Source organism: Janthinobacterium sp. BHSEK (assembly GCF_056174685.1).
Genome location: NZ_JBWBYV010000034.1, coordinates 107,989 through 131,474, shown reverse-complemented (window position 1 = coordinate 131,474; position 23,486 = coordinate 107,989). Strand labels below are relative to the sequence as shown.

Annotated in this window: 1 protein-coding gene; it reads right to left on the bottom strand. The window is 62.6% G+C overall.

The features are described 5' to 3' along the window. A partial coding sequence (locus tag AC0V2Y_RS14100) for a two-partner secretion domain-containing protein (protein WP_475418343.1) occupies nt 1–23,486 on the bottom strand: 23,486 nt, incomplete at its 3' end.

The window sequence follows — 23,486 nt, the reverse complement described above, 5'->3', positions numbered from 1 at the left end:
TTACCATATGCAATAGCTCTATTTGTCAGCACGGCACAATCTTCTGTCGGACCTACAGCACAGGCCGAAGTCAACAACGCATCCCGCTCCGCCGACTTTTTCGCCAAAGCTTCGGCGGTTTTACAAGACGGATCACTAGAGCTCTTGCAAGCAGCCCGTGCCGCATCATATTGCTCCTGCTCCGAATTTTTAATGCCTACCTTGTTGTGATTAAGGTAATTATTCGCCACCTCATTTAACGCGCTATTCGCCCCAGCGCCACCGCCGACCGCAGCCCCTACGGATGCACTAGCTGCCAACAACAATGCACTATGCAGTTCTTTAGGCAGGCCCAACTTAGCAATTTGCCCCGATAGGGCTTGGGTCGTCATTTCTGCTGCCCCCGCACCTAATGCCCCACCAGCCCCGCCGACGATACCACCAATTGCAGTATGCATAGCAGTCTTAGCAAAACCACCCTCCTTCCATGTTTCTGCCAGCTCCTTACTCTGCTGCAGTAACTCGGCTTTTTTGACAGGATCTTTTTCATCATTCGCTTGCTTCGCGAGTTCTTTTGATTCCGCCAAGCGTTTGTCGGCATAATCTCCCACCTCCTTCGCCGCCGCTGCCGCAAACGCCGCCGTCACATCCATCGTCGCCTGCAGCGCTGCCTTGTCAAAATTATTGCCAATCTTACCGCTGGAATCCACTCCAGTCGTCACATCTCGGTTCACACCGGCAATAGCTTCATCCGCTCCCTTGCCCGTCGCTGCACGCTGAGCCGCATCATCGGTGATGACCAGAGTGCCGCCACTGATGCCGCTACGCGTAGTACTGCTGGCGTTCTCGCTGAGCGCGACAATGGCAGGCAGGCCTGCGGTGGTGCCGCCTTTACCGCCAACATTGGTCAAATTCTTGTTCTCTTCGGTCTCCTTGCCCGCTACCGAAAAACCGCCCGACACACCCACACTGCTGCCCTTCGATATCGCATGGTTGGCAATGTCGCTATACGTCAGGGTTGCGGTGGTCAGACTGCTGTTCAGCTTGCCCGCCTGCGTGGCACTGATGACGGCGCCCTTCAAGTCCGTATTGCCGCCGACCTTGATCTGGAAGCCGCCATCGCCCGCCTTGATGCCGCTTTGCTCTTGCACGCTGGCATAGTCGTTGTGCATATTGCTCTGGCTATAGCTACCGCTGACGCTGGCCCCAATGCCCACCGTACCACTGGCGGAAATGCTCTGGCTCTTGCTGTCGAACTTGGCCTGGTCTTGCAAGCTTTCCAGGTTCAGATTGCCCTTGATGTCGCCAATCACCTGGTTGGCGCTGGCCACGGCGCCCTTGATGTTGGTATCGCCACCACTTGTGATAACCAGCTTATCGCCTGCATTCACATGGGTATTGAGCTGCGTCGTGCCGTCACCATCCTCATGCCCCTTGCTGCCGCTGACGCTGGCCGTGAAGCCGAACGAGGTGCCCTGTGTGCTGACGATCGCCTTCACGCCCACGGAGGCGCTCAGGCTCGAGCTCTTGCTGTGCTGGCTTTCCGTGTCCTGCGCGGCCAGCAGATTGACATTGTTATCCGCATGCAGGCGGATATCGTTCTTCGCGTTCAGGTCGCTGCCCAGGATATTGATGTTGCTATCCTTGCCGCCACCCAGGGCCGTGATGTTGATATTGTTGCCTGTCAACACGCTGCCGCTATGCGTGGTGCTAGCCGTGTTTTGCGTCTGGATGCTTTCCGAATGGCCCGCCGTCAGGCTGATGCTGATGCTTGGACCGCCTTCCTTCATCATGTCCTTGGCAGCGTCCTTGGCGGCCATGGCCGCCGTGGCCGCCGCCATGGCCGTAACGCGGCCATCCTTGGCCGTGCTGGCCGCCGAACTCATGGTTTGCAAGGTCTGGATGGCGCTGATCACGCTGCCGCCCAAAGCCAGGGTCAAGCCATCCTGCGTCGTCTTGACTTCAAATTTCCCCTTCTCATTGTCCTGGCCAGGCTTGATGGTGACGCTCTTGCCGATGATATCGAGATCGGTGGCGGCAAGAATATCGCTGCCGCCTATCGTCACGTTATTGCCGGCGACCATCGTCAGCGCGCCGCCCGTGGCGCCGATCGAACTGCGCGCCTCGCCGCTTTGCAAGGTGGCGTCACGCTCCTGGTCCACCGTGGTGGTCTTGGTGCCGTAGCTGAAACCGATGCCGCCGCCACTCATGAAACCGCTTTTCTTGGTACTGGAATGGTGCAGCTCGTATACGGTATTGGTGGCCGCGTCGATCGTGATGTTGTTACCCGCGAGCAATCGTGTCGCATCGTCGCTCAAGATGCTCGACCCCGTGACTTGCAGATCGCGTCCCGCCTGCACCGTCACGCTGCTGCCGCCAAGCGAAGTGCCGATCGCCGTGGTGGTATCGACCACGTCGTGCTTGGTCGTCGTGGTCTTGTTCCAGAATCCCTTCTTCGTCGATTTGCTGGCGGTATCGCTCACTTCGTTCTGGAAACCATTGACCAGGCTGATGTCATTGCCCGCCACCAGGCCCAAGGTGCCACCTGCCTGCACGTCCGCCGCGCGCGCCAGCAGGTCATGGCCCGCCTGCAGATTGACATTGCCGGCGCCCGTGATCTGGCTGCCTACCTCGCTGGTTTTGCTCTGCTTGCTGTAATTGTCTGCATTGCGCACGTTATCGTGCGTCGACGCGACGGCGACGGTGTTGAGGGTAAGGTTATTGCCAGCAATCAGGCTGGTCTGGCCATTTGCGCCGGCATTGGCGATGACGCCAGCGGTGAGTGTCATATCCCTCCCCGCCTGCGCAATCAAGGTATTGCCTTCGCCCGTGCCGGTGACGTACAGTCCGGCCACCTTGTCAACGACCGTGCTGCTGTCACTGATGGTTTTTCCGTCCCGCAGACGTACGCTGGAATCACTGGCGGTCGTCGTCACGAGGTTGATGTCGCGGCCCGCGCTGGCCAGCAGCTGCGTTTCGGCAACGACGCCACTCGCGCGGATATTGATATCGTTTCCTGCCATCAATGCCACTTTGTCGCTTTGCACGTCGCTGACCAGTTCCTTGGCAAAATCCGACCCCACAGCGTTCGTGGCTTTCGCGACGACCGAACCAACACTCAAGTCGCGCCCTGCCGAAAGGCTCGTCGCTCCACCAGGCGCGGTATTGCTGACGATTGCGCCCGTGATGCTGACATCGCGTCCTGCTGAAACCAGCATGTTGCCGCTACCGCTTGCGCCGCCACTGACATACAGGCCCGCCACGCGGTCGATCACGTGTCCGCCATCGAGCGTGCCAGTGGCAATATTGATGTCCCGTCCTGCGCTGGCCTGCAGCGTGCTGTTGGCGGAAATAGTCCCGCTGATGTTGTTGAGGTCATTGCGGGCGGCGACGGCAACCGCATCGCCATCGATGCGGCCACCCAGGTTATTCACGTTCTCAGCATTGAGCAACACCACATCACGCCCGGCAATGGTGCCGCTATTGGTCAGATCACCGGTGATATTGATATCGACATTTTTGCCGGCCAACAAGGCACCCGTGCCGTCGATGTCATCGGCGCGCAACCGTACGTACACTTGCGGCACCAGCGCCATTTGCGTACTGCCGTCGGCCAGCGTAACTTCGCGTTCGACCAGCCAGACGATGTCGCTGGTCAATGCCGCCATCTGTTCCGGCGTCAGTGCCACGCCGGGGCGCAGACCATACTGCTGGGCATAGCTGACGCCAGCGTCCATCAAGCCGCGGAATTGCTCTTCGTCGTTGCTATAGTCACCGGTAAACCGGTGCCCCGTCAGGTCGGCGACTTGTTCGCGTACCAGTTGCTGCTCATAGAAGCCATCGCCCAGCCGCTTTTGCGTGACGGCGGGATCCAGTTGCATTTTGCTGCTCATATAGTCCGAACCCGTCCAGGTGCGGTACTCGGCAAAGCGAGGATCGGTCTCAACCAGGTACTGGGCCGACGCCGAAGGACTGATCTTGAACAGGCTGGCATTCGGCAGTTGCAGGGGTTTGGCCCCGGTCCTGACGACTTCCGCCTTTCCACCCGGATTGGCCAGCGCCACTTGCCGGATCAGCGGCGAGCGCGCCTGGCCTGCGCCAGGCCCTGCCGCGACCTTGCCAGCAGCGCCAGCCGCCGTGCCGATGGCAGCTTGCGTGCCCGTCCCCACAGCCGCCTGCTTGGCGCCTGCCGCGCCATCGACCTTGGACAAGGCACTACCCGCCACTGCGCCAGGCTGCGCCGCCAGACCCGCATTGCCGGTCCGATCGCTGCCATTGAGCGCTTTAGCGCCAGCAACGCCGGCCGGGCCAGCGACGGCGCCCACAGCCAGGCCAGCAGCATCGACACTGGCCATGCCTGGCGCCCCTGTCACTGTCACACCGCTGCCAGCTACCGTTCCCACGCTCCCAGCCTGGCCCGCGCTGCCTGTGCGGTCGCTGCCGCCTGGGCCATTGGCTCCCTGGACGCCCGCCGGTCCCCCCTGGGCATCCACGCGCAGACTTCCAGTGCCGGCAATGGCGCCGGTGCCGGCATTGAGTATCGCATTCTGGTCTGCAACGGCACCGATCGTGCCTGCCTGGCCCGCATTGCCGGTGCGGTCGCTAGCGCCAGTTCCGGAAATCCCCTGGACACCCGTTGGTCCGCCTTGGGCATCCACGACCAGACTTCCGGTACCGGCAGTGGCGCCGTTGCTGGCATTGAGTAGCGCATTCTGGCCCGCAACGGCACCGATTGTAGCTGCCTGGCCCGCGCTGCCGGTGCGGTCGCTGCCATGCACGCCTGCTGTGCCGTTCACACTGTTCGGGCCGCCCTGCGACTGGAATGCCAATTGGCTCGGATCGCCTATGCCGCTGGCCGCCCCCTTACCTGCCGCCGCATCCACGCCTGCCGCTGCCACGGCGGAAATGCTGCCGGCCTGGCCAGCCTGGCCGGCCCGATCGCTGCCTTGCAAGCCGCCGCTGCCGCTGGCCGCGCCAGCACTGGCAACATCGGTGCCCGTACCGACGTTGGAGCGCAGGATGGAAGACATATGGATATCGGCGCTGCTACCGTTGGCCGCAGACACCGTCTGACCCGCCACTACGTCGACCGCGCCCGTGCCGCCGATATTGCCCAGCTGGCTATCGCCTGGCCCACTGGCTGCGCCTACACTGGCCGCGCCCTGGCCACTACTGGCGGCCACGCCGGCAACGGAACCCGCGGTGTTGCCTACCGTGTTGAGCCAGACACTGACATTGGCGGCGCCAGCGCCACTGCTTGCGCCGGCAGAGGAGGTATTCGCGCGGGCCCCAACACTGTTGGAGGGCGCGCCCCCCGTGGACGGCGTGTCCGGTCCGTTAACAGTTCTCGTACCATCGATCTCAAATACAAGATGTTGAACCTCAAAGTCCCGAACCTTCTCCGGCACTTCCATGTCCAGGTACATATATATAGTTTGCGTTCCTTTTTCGGTAATCAGGGTCTGGTTACCTGTAGAAATATTTTCCTCAATGACACCCTTGACCTTCAGCGCCTGCCCCGCGACAAAGCGGCTGTTTTCATTGCGAATTTTGTACGCATCCACTGTCAGGTTACCACCTGCGCTAATGACAGCAGGATCAGTCTCCGTCACTCGACTGGTGCTGATCGTGCGCCGAACACTGTATTCACTGAAGTCATATCCACCGTTGTTATCGGGCGTATCCAGCCTGCGGTTTCCATCGAAACCTAACGTCGTTGAGACCCCCGGTGCATTGTCGGCATAGCTTTTGCCATCACTCGTACGATACTCCCGGATATTTTCCGACTTGCCCGTGGAGGTAAACTCCACGGCAAAGTGATTGTTCAACAAGGTAATTTCACCGGCCCTCAGCGCCAGGTTACCCATGGCCTGGATGGTGGCGCTGGCATTGGTCAGGCTAATCACGGCCCCTGTGGCATAGCGGTTGCCATCGAGGCTGCCGCCGATTGCCATGTCCCCTGAGCTGAAGATCAGCGCATGTTCCCTGTTGTTGATGGTGGTGGCGCCGATATCGAGGCTGCCGCGCGACGCTATCGTCGCCGCCACGCCGCCCTCGACATCGTTGTTCAGCGTGCCCGCGCCGATACTGAGCGTAGTACCGTAAATGCGCCCGCTGCCGATATTGGTGAGCGTGCCCGCATCGATCTGCGTATTCACGCCATCGATCACGCCGCGGTTAGTCAGGATCGCTCCGACATTCACCTTGGTGGTGCCGGCATTGATGTCACCGCTGCTGGTGTTGTCGAGACTGTAGGCATTGAGCGCCAGTATCTGGCCTGCCTGCACCTTGCCTGCGTTGACAAGGCTGCCACCTACGCTGAGACTGGCATTACGGTTGGCGATCACCTGCGCCCCTGCCTCGACAATGTAATCGCCGCCCAGATCCAGGCTTAGGTCGCCCCTGGACATCACGTTGCCACTACCGTTCAAGCCCGCCGCCTTGATCACCGCCAGTTCACCGCCGATGATGGTGCCGCCGCCATTGCTGATGACCAGACTGCGGCTGGCTCCCTCGTCCTTGACGCTGACGGTGTGGTTCGCGCTGATCAATCCGGACGTATTGTTCACGCTGCCGTTGCTGCTGATGCTCAGGTTATTGTCTGCACGCAAACCGCCCTGGCTGTTATTGATCGTGCCGGCCGACAGGCTGACGTCACGGCCTTCGATTCCGCTACCGGCCCCCTGCGTTGCCTGGTTGACGATGGCGCCAGCCCCCAAGGTGACGGCGGCGCCGCCACGTATCAGCCCGGACGTGTTGTCGATCGTGCCGGCGCCCGCCTGCAAGCCCAGGTTGCCGACCACTTGCACCTGCCCGCCCTGATTGGCCAGCCCGCCGATGGCCAGTTCCAGGCCGCCGCTGGAGACAATTTTTCCGCCCAGATTATTGATATAGCCGCTGCTGCCGCCTGCCTGCCCCGCCGCGCCGAGAAAGCCGGCCGCATTGTTCCAGGCGCCAGTCGCCAGCGTCAGCGTGCCGCCGCTGTTGATGCCGCCGTTACTGCCGGCATGGCTTGCCGCATACGCTGCGGCGTTGCTGTTATCGAGTGCCTGGCCATGGGTGTTGATGACGACAGCATTGCCTGCTTGCAACAAGCCACCGTGATTGTTCAGCTCCCCCGTTTGCAGATTCAGTACTTGCGTGGCGGCGATGGTTCCCAGGCCATTGTTCAAGGCTTGTCCTGCCGTATCGATGCTGACGTTGCGGCCCACGATGCTGCCTGCGGTGGCGTAGCCGGAAGCCAGCGTATTGCCAAGGCTTGTGCTCTGCAGCACGACGTCCGCGCCGGCCTGGATTTGCCCGCTGTCGTTGCGCAGCTGGCCCGTGGCCGCATGCAGATTGCCCGTGACACTGGCCAGTTTGCCGCCCGTATTATCGATACTGGCAGCCTGGATGCCGAGATTGCCATTCGCGGCCACCAGGCCGTCCGTATTATCTAGCGCCTGGGTCAAGGTCAGCGCAAGGTCGCCGCCCGTCGTCAGGCTGCCACCGTGGTTCAGCACACTACCAGCGTGGACGGTCGCGTTGCCTCCCGCCGCGATCTTGCCGCCATTGCCATTGTTCAAAGAAGTAGCGGCAGTCAGGTCCAGCGTGGCACTGCCGGCCGCCTGCACCGTGCCGCCCTGGTTGTTCAGCACCTGTGCGCTGACGGTGGTGTTGCCATTGCTGGCGATAAGGCCACCTTGATTGTCCAGAACTTGCGCGATGCGGATATTGCTGGCGCCTTGCCCCAGCTGCACCAGCTCGCCCTGGCGGTTATCCAGGCTGCCGCTGTCGATGGTCAACTGCCCTGCCTGCGTACTGGCCTTGCGAAGATCGATACTGCTAGCGGTAATCTTCAAGCTGCCATTGGCGGTGATCTGGCCGCCCTGGCCGTTCAAGGCGCCGGCATTGATGGCCAGCTGCCCAAGGCCGGCGTGCTCGATCCGCCCACCGGCATTGCTGAGCATGGCGGCCCCCAAGGCGAGATTGGCGCTATTGACGGCAATCCGGCCATCGGTATTGTCGAGTACGCCATTTGGCGCGCGCATGACGATGGCCGCATCGCCGCTGCCGCTCTGCACGATGCTGCCCTTGTTATTGTTGAGGTTCGCCGTCTGCACCACCAGTTGGCCAGCCACGATATCGCCACGGCTGTTATCCCATGTCTGGCCATTGCCGGCCTGCGCGCTCACGTTCAGCGTACCGGCCGTGCCGATGCTCGCGCCGGCCGTGCTGACATTGCCCTGCGTCGCCGTCAGCGCGATATTCGCCGCGCTGTTCACGCCGCCGGCAAGATCGACGCCGCTACCCGTCAGGCTCATATTGCCTGCGGCCAAGTTCTGCCCGGCCGCGCGCAATTGCTGCGCCGTCGTGACCAGCAGACTCCCTGTGCCGGCCAGCTTGCCGTCCGCCTGCATGCCCGCGGCCAGCAGGCCTCCCGCCCCGCTGTCGAGGCTGGCGGCCGTGATGGTGGTATTGGCCAGTGCGGCAATCGTGCCGCTGTTGCGCACCACTCCGGTGGCATTCAGCACCTGCGAGGCGCCGTACATGCTGCCGCTATTGCTGACATTGTCTGCCTGCGTAACCAATTGCCCGCCGGCAAGGACGCTGCCGCCGTTGTTGTCCAGATCTTTCACTTGCAGCCTGGCGTCGCCGGTAACGGCCTGCAAGGTACCGCGTGTGTTGGTGACATCGCCTGCGGTCAGGATCAGTCCGGTAGCGCCAGCCAATGTGCCGCCGCTGTTATCAAGTTTCGCACTGGCGTTTACGTCCAGCACGCCGCCAGACAGCACGCGACCGCTCTGGTTGCGCAAGTCTGCCGTTTGCAGCACCAGGCTGCCATTGCTTTCAATCCGGCCGCCAGCGTTGTCGAGACTGTCGCTGGCCGCAAGCAATGTATTGCCCTTGCCAAGCTGTAATAGTTCACCTTGGCGATTGTCCAGTGTGGCGGTGGTAACGCTCAGTTGCTGCGCCATGGCGCTGGCGTTGCGATGATCGATATAGGTGGCGCGCATGTCGAGCGCGCCGTTACCCGTGATCTGGCCGCGCTGCCCATACAGGTTCGCGACACTGATGCCCAGGGTACCGCTGCCCGCGTGCTCGATCTTGCCGTCCACGTTGGTCAAGGTTCCGGCCGTCAACTGGAGATTGCGGCTGTTGACCGCGATACGCCCGGTCGTATTGTCCAGCTGGCCCGCGCCAGCCAGCTTGATGGCGCTATCGCCATTCCCCGTCTGGATGATGCTGCCGCCCGCGTTGTTCAGGTTAGCCACGTTGACATCGAGCTGCCCGGCGCTTAACTGGCCACCTTGATTGAGCAGCACCTGGCTATTCTGCGCGCTGGCCGTAATGCTCAGCAGACCAGCCGTAGCAAGCACCGCCTTGGCGGTCGTGATATTGCCGCTGCCAGCGCTCAAGGTAATATTGCTGCCGCTGGTCTGACTACCTTCCAGGTCCAGCGATGCCCCACTGAGCGCGACAGCGCCGGCCGCGAGATTCTTGCCGCCTGCCTGCAGAACACCATTGCTGCGCACAGTCAAGTCGCCCGCCTGTGCAAGCGTGCCACTCGCCGTTAATCCAGCCGCCAGCAAGCCACTGCCGGACAAGCTGCCCACCGTCACGCTGGTATTGCCCAGCGCGGCGATGGATCCGGTATTTGCCAGGCTGCCGCCTACGTCCAGAGACTGCTTGGCGCCGGCATACAGCAGACCGCTGTTCAGCATGTCGCCAGTGACTGCCACAGTCAGATCGGTGGCGGCACTGAGTTCGCCAGCAGCGTTGACGAAACTCGCCGCATTCACACCCAGGGCGCCACTTACGGCTTGCACTACTCCTTGCGTATTGTCCAGGGCCAAGGCGTGTACCTGCACATTCTCCTTGCCTACGATCGTGCCTTCCTTATTGTTCAGCGCGCCCTGCGACGATACCGTGACATCGCCTTGCGCGGCAATATTGCCCTTTGTATTGTCCAGACTGCCCGCCGTCACTTGCAGCACACCGTTTGCTGCTATGGTGCCGCCGCGATTATCCAGCGCCTGCGCCACCTGCGCCGTGAGCACCGTTGTCGACTGCAATTTTCCGCCTTGATTGCTCATCGCATCGGCTGCAATACGCAATTGCTGGGCCGAGGTGGTCGCCATGCTGTGGTTGAATGTGCCGGCAACGATGTCGACCAGGCCATTGCCCGTAATCGTCCCACCGGCACCGTGGAAGGCCGGCGTCGTGATCGCCAATGTCCCCACTCCAGCGTGCTCGATCTTGCCGGCGGCATTTGTGAGCGCGCTTGCGGCAAGGGTCAGATTGGTGCTATTGACGGCAATGCGGCCGCCGGTATTGTCCAGATTACCCGTTTGGATGACGGTATCACCCGCGCCGGTCTGTAACACCGTGCCTTTTGCATTATCCAGGTTGCCCACGTGCAGATCGAGCTGCCCCGCCTGCAAGCTTCCTTCCGTGTTGTGCAACGTGGCGTTTGTAGTGATGTTGAGTATGCCCGCTGTCGCTACCACGGCTGTGCTGGTAGTGACATCGCCTTGCGTTGCCGTCAGGCTGATGTTGGCTGCGCTGGTCTGGCTGCCGCTGATATCGACGCTGCCACCCGTCAAATTGGCATCGCCTGCGGCCATGATCTGGCCATGCGCGGCTAGTGTCTGCGCCGCGCTGATGGTCAGGCTGCCAGCCGGAGCCAGGCTACCATCGGCCCGCATGCCAGCACCAAGCAGGCTCGCAGCATTGCTATCGAGGCTGCGGGCCGTGATGCTTGTGTTGCCCTGCGCCGCGATCACGCCTGTATTGACGATGGCGCCGCTGGCGTTCAGGGCTTGATTGCCTGCCGCATACAGACTGCCCGTGTTGCTCAAGGTATCGAGCGTGGTGGTTAGGTTGCCGCCGGCAAACACGCTGCCGGCTGCATTGTTCAAGTTCGCCACGTTCAGGGTGGCGTTGCCAGCCACGGCCTGCAATTGCCCCTTGGTATTGTCGATGTCGCCACCGGACAGCTGCAGATGACGGCCTGCCGCCACCGCGCCTTCCGTGTTGTCCAGGCTGCCGACGTTCAGTTCGGCATCCTGCGCCGCCACGATGCGGCCTGTGCTATTCAACAATACCTGAGCGTTGACCAGCGCATCGCCATTGCCCTCGATCTTGCCGCCCGTATTGTCCAGCTGGCCGGTCGCCGCCACCGTCATCAGGCCGGTACCTGTCTGCGCCAGACTGCCGCCACGGTTGTCCAGGCTGCCGGCGTTGACGGTCAGCTGATTGGCCACCGTCATCGCATTGCGGTGGTCGAAAGTGGCGGCCGTGATGTCCAGCTTGCCATTGCCCGTGATCTTGCCGGATTGGTTGTTGAACTGCCCTGCGTTAATCGCCAGGATGCCTGCCCCCGCATGCTCCAGCTTGCCATTGACGTTCGTCAGCACCGTCGCATTCAAGGCCAGGTTAACGCTGTTGACGGCGATGCGACCCATCGTGTTGTCCAACTTGCCCGTGGTGATGACGGTGTCGCCCGTGCCCGTCTGCACGATGTCGCCGCTGGCGTTGTTCAGGTTCGCCACATTCAATTGCAATTGACCCGCCACCAGTTGGCCCTGGGTATTCACCAGTGACTGGGCGTTGTTCGCGTTGGCGGTGATGGCCAACACGTTGCTGGCGGAAATCACTGCCTTGTTCGTCACAACATCGCCAGTAGTTGCCGTGATGGCGATGTTTGCCGCGCCCGTCTGGCTGCCCGACAGATCCACACTGGAACCCGTCAGCGTCGCACTGCCTGCCGCCAGGTTCTGGCCACTCGCTTGCAGCACGCCATCGGCATTAATCGTCAGATCGCCTGCCGTGCCCAGGCTGCCATCCGCTTTCACGCCGGCGCCCAGCAAGCCGCTGCTGGTGACTTTGCCCGCCGTAATATGAGTATTGTTGACGGAAGCAATCGACCCCGTGTTGTTCAGCACGCCGCCCACCGTCAGTTGCTGGTTGCGGCCCGCATACAGCAGGCCCGCGTTGTTCAGGTCTCCGCTCACTTTGGCCGTCAGGTCCGTGCCGGCGCTGAGCGTGCCCTGCTGGTTCAGCAAGGATGCCGCGTCCAGACGCAAAGTATCCGCCTGCAATACGCCGCGCGTGTTGTCGATATTCACGCCGCCCACATGCAAGTCGCCAGTCGCTGCCATCACGCCATCGGTATTGTTCAATACACCCTTGCTGACGATGTCGGCCGCCGCGGCGGAGGTGATGTGTCCCCTGCTGTTGTCCAGCACGCCCGCCTGCAGATTCAACGTACCCGCGCCTGCATGCTCGATCTTGCCATAGCGGTTCGTCAGCGTGGCCGCATCGATGTGCAAGTCCTTGCTATTGACGGCAATACGACCCGCCGTATTGTCCAGATTGCCGGTGACGATGTTCGTGTCACCCGTGCCCGTCTGCAAGATAGTGCCCTTGGCGTTGTCCAGATTGCCCACATGCAGGTCGAACTGGCCCGCCTGCAAGGCACCTTCCGTGTTGTGCAAAGTGGCATTGCTCGTGACGTTCAATGTGCCTGGCGTCGTGACCACCGCCTTGCTCGTGCTGACATCGCCCTGTGTTGCCGTCAGGCCGATGTTGGCGGCGCTGGTCTGACTGCCGCCGATATCGATGCTGGCGCCTGTCAGATTGGCGCTGCCCGCCGCCAGGTTTTGGCCATGCGCGGCCAGCGCTTGTGTTGTGCTGATCGTCAGGTCGCCACTTGTGCCCAGCTTGCCATCGGCTTGCATGCCCGCGCCGAGCAGGCTGCTTGCGCTGCTGTCGAGCGTCTTTGCCGTCAGGCTGGTATTGCCCTGCGCCGCGATCACGCCCGTGTTAACGATGGCGCCTGTTGCGGTCAGGGATTGATTCCCAGCCGCATACAGGCTGCCCGTGTTGTTCAGGGTATCGAGCGTGGTGTTCAGGTTGCCGCCGGCAAACACGCTGCCTGCGGTATTGTTCAGGTTCGCCACGTTCAGGGTGGCATTGCCGGCCACGGCTTGCAACTGGCCCTTGGTATTGTCGATGTCGCCACCGGTCAATGCCAGGTTGCGGCCAGCCGCCACCGTTCCTTCCGTATTATCCAAGCTGCCTATCTGCAGTTCGGCATCCTGCGCCGCCACGATGCGGCCCGTGCTATTCAACAATACCTGAGCGTTGACCAGCGCGTCGCCATTGCCCTCGATCTTGCCGCCCGTGTTGTCCAGCTGGCCAGTAGCCGCCACCGTCATCAGGCCGGTGCCAGTCTGCGCCAGGCTGCCGGCGCGGTTGTCCAGGTTACCGGCGTTGATGGTCAGCTGGTTTGCCACCGTCGTCGCATTGCGGTGATCCAGGGTGGCGGCCGTGATGTCCAGCTTGCCATTGCCCGTGATCTTGCCGTGCTGGTTGTTGAATTGTCCTGCGTTAATCGCCAGGATGCCGGCGCCCGCGTGTTCCAGCTTGCCATTGATGTTCGTCAACACCGTCGCATTCAGGGCCAGGTTCGCGCTATTGACCGCGATGCGGCCTGCCGTGTTGTCCAGCTTGCCGGTGGTGATGACGGTATCGCCCGTGCCCGTCTGCACGATGTCGCCGCTGGCATTGTTCAGGTTCGCCACATTCAATTGCAATTGACCCGCCACCAGTTGGCCCTGGGTATTCACCAGTGACTGGGCGTTGTTCGCGTTGGCGGTGATGGCCAACACGTTGCTGGCGGAAATCACTGCCTTGTTCGTCACAACATCGCCAGTAGTTGCCGTGATGGCGATGTTTGCCGCGCCCATCTGGCTGCCCGACAGATCCACACTGGAACCCGTCAGCGTCGCACTGCCCGCCGCCAGGTTCTGGCCGCTCGCTTGCAGCACGCCATCAGCGTTGATGGTCAGATCGCCCGCCGTGCCCAGGCTGCCATCCGCTTTCACGCCGGCGCCCAGCAAGCCGCTGCTGGTGACTTTGCCCGCCGTAATATGAGTATTGTTGACGGAAGCAATCGACCCCGTGTTGTTCAGCACGCCGCCCACCGTCAGTTGCTGGTTGCGGCCCGCATACAGCAGGCCGGCGTTGTTCAGGTCACCGCTCACTTTCGCCGTCAGGTCCGTGCCCGCGCTGACTGTCCCTTGCTGGTTCAGCAAGGTTGCAGCATCCAGACGCAAAGTATCCGCCTGCAATACGCCGCGCGTGTTGTCGACAGTCACGCCGCCGACATGCAAGTCGCTTGTCGCAGCGATGACGCCATCCGTATTGTTCAGCACGCCCTTGCTGACGATGTCGGCCGCCGCGGCCGAGGTGATGCGCCCCTTGCTGTTGTCCAGTACGCCCGCTTGCAGATTCAAGATGCCCGTGCCTGCATGTTCGATCTTGCCATCGCGGTTCGTCAACGTGGCCGCATCGATGTTCAAGTCCTTGCTGTTGACGGCAATCCGCCCAGCCGTATTGTCCAGATTGCCGGTGACGATGCGCGTGTCACCCGTGCCCGTCTGCAAGATGGTACCTTTTGCATTGTCCAGATTGCCTGCATGCAGGTCGAGCTGACCCGCCTGCACCGTGCCTTCCGTGTTGTGCAGGGAGGCGCTCGTCGTCACATTCAGCGTGCCTGGCGTCGTAACCACCGCCTTGTTCGTGCTGACGTCACCCTGGGTTGCCGTCAGGCCGATGTTGGCGGCGCTGGTCTGGCTGCCGCCGATATCGAGCGTGCCGCCAGTCAGTTTGGCATTGCCTGCCGCCAGGTTCTGGCCATGTGCGGCCAGCGTTTGTGTAGTGCTGATCGTCAGGTCGCCAGCTGTGCCCAGCTTGCCATCGGCCTGCATGCCAGCGCCGAGCAGGCTGCTTGCGCTGCTGTCGAGGGTCTTTGCCGTGAGGCTGGTATTGCCCTGCGCCGCGATGACGCCCGTGTTCACAATGGCGCCGCTGGCGTTCAAGGTCTGGTTGCCGGCCGCATACAGGCTGCCCGTGTTGCTCAAGGTATCGAGCGTGGTGCTCAGGTTGGCGCCGGCAAATACATTGCCTGCGGTATTGTTCAAGTTCGCCACAGTCAAGGTGGCATTGCCGGACACGGCTTGCAATTGCCCCTTGGTATTGTCGATGTCGCCACCGTTCAATGCCAAGTTGCGGCCTGCCGCGATCATGCCCTCGGTATTGTCCAGGCTGCCTATCTGCAGTTCGGCATCCTGCGCCGCCACGATGCGGCCGGTTTTGTTCAGCAACGTGCCCGCTTTCACCAGCGTGTCGCCATTGCCTTCGATCTTGCCGCCTGTGTTGTCCAGCGAGCCGGTGGCATTAACGCTCATCAAACCGCTACCCGTTTGCGCCAGGTTGCCGGTGCGATTGTCCAGCGTGCCGGTGTTGATGGTCAGCTGATTGGCGATGGTGGTCGCATTGCGGTGATCCAGGGTCGCGGCGGTGATGTCGAGCTTGCCATTTCCCGTGATCTTGCCGAACTGATTGTTGAACTGGCCTACGTTGAGAGCCAGCACGCCTGCACCCGCGTGCTCCAGCTTGCCATTGATATTCGTCAACACCGTCGCGTTCAAGGCAAGATTATTGCTGTTGACGGCGATGCGGCCGGCCGTGTTGTCCAGATTGCCCGTGGTGATGACGGTGGCGCCCGCGCCCGTCTGCACGATGTCGCCGCTGGCGTTGTCCAGATTCGCCACGTTCAGCTGTAACTGTCCGGCCACCAACTGGCCCTGGCTATTCACCAGCGACTGGGCGTTGTTCGCATTGGCCGTGATCGCCAGCACGTTGCTGGCCGAGATGACTGCCTTGTTGGTGATGACATCGCCAGCAAGGGCCGTGATGGCGATGTGCGCCGCACCTGTCTGGCTACCCGACAGGTCCACATTGTCCCCCGTCAACACCGCGCTGCCCGCCGCCAGGTTCTGGCCGCTCGCTTGCAGCACGCCATCTGCGTTAATGATCAGGTCACCCGCCGTGCCCAAACTACCATCGGCTTTCACGCCAGCACCCAGTAAGCCGCTGCTGGTCACCTTGCCAGCGGAAATTATCGTGTTGTTGACGGAGGCAATCGACCCCGTGTTGTTCAGCAATCCGCCGACCGTCAGTTGCTGGTTGCGGCCCGCATACAGCAGGCCGGCGTTGTTCAGGTCACCACTGATTTTGGCCGTCAAGTCCGTGGCTGCACTGACCGTGCCCTGCTGGTTCAACAAGGTCACCACATCCAGACGTAAATTGTCTGCTTGCAACACGCCGCGCGTGTTGTCGATATTCACGCCGCCGACGTGCAAGTCGGCGGCCGCAGCCATCACGCCATCGGTGTTGTTCAATACACCTTTGCTGGCGATGTCGGCTGATGCAGCGGACGTGATGCGGCCCTTGCTGTTGTCCAACACGCCTGCTTGCACGGACAAGATGCCTGTTCCCGCATGCTCGATCTTGCCATCGCGGTTCGTCAGCGTGGCCGCATCGATGTGCAAGTCCGTGCTGTTGACGGCGATGCGCCCCGCTGTATTGTCCAGATTACCGGTAACGATGGTCGTGTCGCCAGTGCCCGTTTGCAAGACGGTGCCCTTGGCGTTGTCCAGATTGCCCACGTGCAGATCGAGCTGGCCCGCCTGCAAAGTGCCATCCGTGTTGTGCAGGGTGGAACTGGTCGTGACGTTCAGCGTGCCAGGCGTCGTCACGACAGCCTTGTTCGTGCTGACATCGCCCTTGGTTGCCGTCAGGCCGATATTCGCGGCGCTGGTCTGGCTGCCGCCGATATCAACCGAGGTGCCGCTCAGATTCGCATTGCCTGCGGCCAGTATCTGGCCGTGTGCAGCAAGATCCTGAGTGGTGCTGATTGTCAGATTGCCCGACGTGCCCAGCTTGCCATCGGCCTGCATGCCCGCAGCGATCAGGCTGCTTGCGCTGCTGTCAAGGCTGTTTGCCGTGATGCTGTTGTTGCCTTGCGCCGCGATGACGCCCGTGTTCACAATGGCGCCGCTGGCGTTCAAGGTCTGATTGCCAGCAGCGTACAGGCTGCCCGTATTGTTCAGGCTAGCCAGAGTCGCATGCAGGTTGCCGCCGGCAAACACGCTGCCTGCGGTGTTGTTCAGGTCAGCCACGTTCAAGGTGGCGTTGCCGGACACGGCTTGCAATTGCCCCTTGCTATTGTCGATGTCGCCACCGTTCAATGCCAAGTTGCGGCCTGCCGCGATCATGCCCTCGGTATTGTCCAGGCTGCCTATCTGCAGTTCGGCATCCTGCGCCGCCACGATGCGGCCGGTTTTGTTCAGCAACGTGCCCGCTTTCACCAGCGCATCGCCATTGCCCTCGATCTTGCCGCCCGTGTTGTCCAGCTGGCCGGTAGCGCTCACCGTCATCAGGCCGGCGCCCGTCTGCGCCAGGCTGCCGGCGCGGTTGTCCAGCGTGCCGGCGTTGACGGTCAGCTGATTTGCCACCGTCGTCGCATTGCGATGATCGAGGGTGGCTGCCGTGATGTCGAGCTTGCCATTGCCCGTGATCTTACCGAACTGGTTGTTGAACTGGCCCGCGTGGATGGCCAGGATGCCCGCACCTGCATGCTCCAGCCTGCCATTGAGGTTCGTCAAGACGGTCGCGTTCAAGGCCAGGTTCGCGCTGTTGACGGCGATGCGCCCCGCCGTGTTGTCGAGTTTTCCCGTGGTGATGACGGTGTCGCCCGTGCCCGTCTGCACGACATCGCCGCTGGCGTTGTTCAGGTTGGCCACGTTCAGCTGCAACTGCCCCGCCACCAGTTGGCCCTGGCTGTTCACCAACGACTGGGTGTTGTTTGCATTCGCCGTGATAGCCAGCAGATTGCTGGCGGAAATCACTGCTTTGTTGGTGATGACATCGCCGCTGTGCGCGGCGATGGCGATATTCGTTGCACCTGTCTGGCTACCCGACAGATCCACGCTGGAACCCGTCAGCGTCGCATTGCCTGCCGCCAGGTTCTGTCCGCTCGCCTGCAAGACGCCATCAGCGTTGATGGTCAGATCGCCCGCCGTGCCCAGGCTGCCATCCGCTTTCACGCCGGCGCCCAGCAAGCCGCTGCTGGTGACTTTGCCCGCCGCAATATGAGTATTGTTGACGGAAGCAATCGACCCCGTGTTGTTCAGCAAGCCACCCACCGCCAGTTGCTGGTTGCGGCCCGCATACAGCAGACCGGCGTTGTTCAGGTCACCGCTCACTTTCGCCGTCAGGTCCGTGCCCGCGCTGACCGTACCTTGCTGGTTCAGCAAGGTTGCCGCATCCAGACGCAAAGTATCCGCCTGCAATACGCCGCGCGTGTTGTCGATATTTACGCCGCCCACATGCAAATCGGCAGTCGCGGCAATCACGCCATCAGTATTGTTCAGCGCGCCCTTGCTGACGATATCCGCCGAGGTAGCCGACGTAATCCGGCCCTTGCTGTTGTCCAGCACGCCCGCCTGCATCGCCAGGATGCCCGTGCCCGCATGCTCGATCTTGCCATCCTGGTTCGTGACGCCGATGGCGTCGATGTTCAGGTTCTTGCTGTTGACGGCAATACGGCCCGCCGTATTGTCCAGATTGCCGGTGACGATGGTCGTGTCACCCGTGCCCGTCTGCAAGATGGTACCTTTTGCGTTGTCCACATTGCCTGCATGCAGGTCGAGCTGACCCGCCTGCACCGTGCCTTCCGTGTTGTGCAGGGAGGCGCTCGTCGTCACATTCAGCGTGCCTGGCGTCGTAACCACCGCCTTGTTCGTGCTGACGTCACCCTGGGTTGCCGTCAGGCCGATGTTGGCGGCGCTGGTCTGGCTGCCGCCGATATCGAGCGTGCCGCCAGTCAGTTTGGCATTGCCTGCCGCCAGGTTCTGGCCATGCGCAGCCAGCGTTTGTGTTGTGCTGATCGTCAGGTCGCCAGCCGTGCCCAGCTTGCCATCAGCCTGCATGCCAGCACCGATCAAGCTGCTTGCGCTGCTGTCGAGGGTATTTGCCGTGAGGCTGTTGTTGCCCTGCGCCGCGATGACACCCGTGTTCACAATGGCGCCGCTGGCGTTCAAGGTCTGGTTGCCGGCCGCATACAGGCTGCCCGTGTTGCTCAAGGTATCGAGTGCGGTGTTCAGGTTACCGCCAGCAAACACGCTGCCGGTGGCATTGTTTAATTTACCGACTGTCAAAGCAGCATTGCCGGCCACGGCTTGCAACTGGCCCTTGGTATTGTCGATGTCGCCACCATTCAATGCCAGGTTGCGGCCGGCGGCCACCGTGCCTTCCGTGTTGTCCAGGCTGCCGACTTTCAGTTCGGCATCCTGCGCCGCCACGATGCGGCCCGTGTTGTTCAGCAACCTGTCCGCTTTCACCAGCGCGTCGCCATTACCCTCGACCTTGCCGCCCGTGTTGTCCAACTGGCCCGTGGCGTTCACCGTCATGAGGCCTGTTCCCGTCTGCGCCAGGCTGCCGCTGCGGTTATCCAACGTACCGGTGTTGATGGTCAGCTGGTTCGCCACCGTCGTCGCATTGCGGTGGTCCAGGCTGGCTGTCGTGATGTCGAGCTTGCCATTGCCCGTGATCTTGCCGTAGTGGCTGTTGAATTGCCCTGCGTTAATCGCCAGGATGCCGGCGCCTGCATGCTCCAGCTTGCCATTGACGTTCGTCAACACCGTCGCGTTCAAGGCAAGATTGTTACTGTTGACGGCGATGCGGCCCGCCGTGTTGTCCAGCTTGCCCGTGGTGATGACGATATCGCCCGTGCCCGTCTGCACGATGTCGCCGCTGGCGTTGTTCAGATTCGCCACGTTCAGCTGCAGCTGACCGCCCACCAGCTGGCCCTGGCTGTTCACCAGCGACTGGGCATTGTTTGCATTGGCCGTGATGGCCAGCACATTGCCGGCCGAGATGACGGCTTTATTCGTCACGACATCGCCAGTATTCGCCGTGATGGCGATATTCGCTGCGCCTGTCTGGCTGCCCGACAGGTCCACGCTGGAACCTGTCAGCGTCGCATTGCCCGCCGCCAGATTCTGCCCGCTCGCTTGCAACACGCCTTCAGCGTTGATGCTCAGGTCGCCCGCCGTGCCCAGGCTGCCGTCCGCCTTGACGCCGGCGCCCAGCAAGCCGCTGCTGGTCACCTTGCCAGCAGATATAGTGGTATTACCAACGGAGGCGATGGACCCGCTGTTGTTCAGCACGCCGCCCACCGTCAGCAGCTGGTTGCGCCCCGCGTACAGCAGGCCGGCGCTGTTCAGGTCACCGCTCACTTTCGCCGTCAGGTCCGTGCCGGCGCTGACCGTCCCCTGCTGGTTTTGCAAGGCCGCCGCGTCCAGACGTAAATTGTCTGCCTGCAATACGCCTCGGGTGTTGTCGATATTTACGCCGCCGACATGCAAGTCGCTTGTCGCAGCGATGACGCCGTCAACATTCTTCAGCGTGCCCTTGCTGACGATATCCGCCGAGGCAGCCGACGTAATGCGGCCCTTGCTGTTGTCCAGCACGCCCGCCTGCACTTGCAGGCTGCCATTGCCGGCGATGTTGCCACGCGTATTGTTCAGGGTCTGCGCCACATCCACGCGCATCTGTCCTGCCCCCGTCTGCTGCAGGGTGCCGTCGCTGTTGTCCAGCTGGCTGGCCTGCACGGCTACCTGCTGCCCCGACGTGACGGCATGACGGTGATCGAGCGTGTCCGCCTGGATATCAACTACACCATTGCCCGTCAGCTTGCCCCGCTCGTCATCGAAGCGCGTTGCTTCAATGTGCAAGCTGCCCGTGCCCGCGTGTTCGATGCTGCCGTCGCGGTTAGTCAGCTGTTCCGCCGTCAATGACAGGTTGGCGCTGTTGACGGCGATGCGTCCACCCGTATTGTCCAGGGTGCTGCCTTGCAAGGTGGTGTCGCCCGTACCCGTCTGTATCAACGTGCCGCCGCGGTTGTCGAGCGATCCCGTTTGGAGATCCAACTGGCCGGCGCTCAGGGTGCCGCGCACGTTCGACAAGGCCTGGCCGCTGCCGGCCGCCGTCACGGACAGCAAGCCGGTGGTGGTCACCAGCGCGTTGTCGGTGACGACGTTGCCGACGCCGGCGTCCAGGGAAATGGCCGCGCCGCCCGTCTGGCTGCCGCTCAGGTCGATGGCGGCAGCGTGCATGCTGGTTTTGCCTGTCGCCAAATTCTGGCCGTGGGCACCGATCGCTTGCGTGGCCGTCAACGCCAACTGGCCGTTGCCGGCCAGACTGCCGTCGGCGCGGACGCCCGCGCCCAGCAAGCTGCCGGCCGCGCTGTCGATGCGGCTGGCATCGATGCGGTTGTCGCCTTGCGCGGCGATCACGCCGCTGTTGCTGACGGCGCCGCTCACTTGCAGCGCCTGGCTGCCGGCCGCGTACACATTGCCGCTATTGATCACTTCGTTGGCCCGGGTGGCAAGATTGCCACCGGCAAACACGCTGCCGGCCGTATTGTTCAGCTTTGCCACGGACAGGCTGGCATCGCCCGCCAGCGCCTGGATCTGGCCACGCGTATTGTCGACGTCGCCACTGTCCAGGCGCAGCTTGCCACCGGCGGCCAGGGTCGCCTCAGTGTTATCCAGCGCGCCGGTCGACAGCGCCAGATCCTTGCTTGAGACGATGCGGCCCTTCTGGTTTTGCACGCCGGCCGCCTGCACGGTCAGCGCACCATTGCTTTCCAGCGTGCCGCCGCGATTGTCCAGCCCTCCGCGCACCTGCACGCCGGTAGTCCCCTGGCCGCTCTGCGCCAAGCTGCCGCCCCGGTTATCCAGGCTGCCGGCATCGATATTCAGTTGTCCTGCCACCGTACGGGCATCGCGGTGGTCGACCTGCTCTCCCGTCAGCGCCATGGCGCCGTTGCTGATGATGCTGCCGCGCTGCAAGTTGACCTGCCCCGCACTGATGGCCAGCGCGCCCGTGCCCGCATGCTGGATCTGTCCATCCTGGTTGCTCAAGCTGGCGGCCTGCAGGCGCAAGGCCTGGCTGTTCGTGGCGATGACGCCGTGCGTGTTGTCCAGGCTCCCCGGCAGTTGAATCGCCAGGTCGCCCGCGCCCAGTTGCGTGAGCTGACCGCCCACGTTCGACAGGTCGTGCGCGTTCACGCCCAGTTGCTGTCCCGTCAGCTGCGCCGCATCGCTGCGCACGGTCCGCGCCGCGTCCAGCTGCAAACGTTCGCGGGCCGTCACCTGCGCACGGCTGGCATCGAGGTCGCCGCTGCTGGCGCCCAGGTTGACGTTCCCGCCCGACACTTGCGCCCCAGTAATGTCCAGCTGGCGCGCCGCCAAGCTGCTGTCGCCGCCGGCCACAGCCGTGCCGTGCACGGCAATGGTGTCGCCAGCTGAAACGCGCAGCTTGCCGCTCGCGGCCAAGGTATTGTCCAGATTCATGCCTGCCGCCAATACCGAGCCAGCTGAGGCGTCGATGCGCGAGGCGGCGCCCGTGGCTTGCACGCTGACATTGTTCTGGGCGCCGATCACGCCGCTGTTGGCAATATTGCCCTGCGCCTGCAGCTGGCTGTCGCCGCCCGCATACACGGTGCCGCTGTTGGCCACGTCGCCCGTGACGGCGATGCTGGTCTGGCTGCCCGCGCCGGCGGACTGGATGTTGCCGCTGTTGCTCAGCCAGCCATTCGATTGCAGCACCAGGTTGCCGGCCGTGGCCGCCATCACGCCCGCGTTGCGCACGCCCAGGCCCGCTTCCGTGCCGATCAGGGTGATTTTTCCGGCGTACATGCCGCCCAGTTGCGCCACGTCCAGCGCGAACGCTGGCGCCGGGCCCGCGCCAAGTGCCACGCCAGCCACGCCATGCGCCGCATCGATCTGGTTGCTGCCCGTGACCACTTTCAGTTCCTGCGCCCAGATGCCGCCATTGATCTGCGCGGCGCGTGCCAGGATGGCCGTGTAGTCGCTCAGCGACGTATCGAGGCCACGGCCGTTGATGGTCACCACGCCGCGCTGCACCATGTAGCCTTCCAGGCTGCCATCGTTGAGCATCGGCGTGCCCGTCGTCAGCACCACCCGGCTGGCGTTAATAAAACCGCCGCCATCGATAGCCACGCCGGCCGGATTGGCGATGACGACCTCGGCCCGCTGGCCCGCCACTTCCACATAGCCGCGCAGTTGGCTCGGGTTGGCCGAGTTGACTTCGTTGAGGATCACGCGCGCGCTGCCGCCCGCCAGCCACGGATTGCCCTGCACCCAGCCGCCCGTCTGCGTCTGCACGTTGCCGCGGCTGTTGTTGAGGATGGCGCCATTCGCCGTCACGTCGAACTGGCTGTAGGTATTGCGCGACACCCCCGCCGCGCTCGGCGTCTGGATGTTTACTTGCGTCACGCCATTCGCGCTCTGCACCACGGTCGGACGCTGACGGCCCGGCGCGTTCGGATCGGCCACGATCTGCCCCATCGCCGGCCCGGCGACAAAACTCACCATGCCCAGCGCGCCAAATATGGCCAAGGCCAGCGGCCGCAACTTGCCATTCACACTGAAACTTAGCCCGCCACCGCCATCGCCTTCAAACACGCCATCCGTCAAGCTGCCCTCGCCCTTGGCCGCCTTGCCTTGCGAGGAAGCATTTTCGGCGACGACCATCAGCTGGCCACGGCGTTTATTAAAAATGATGCGGTACAGGTTCTTGTTCAT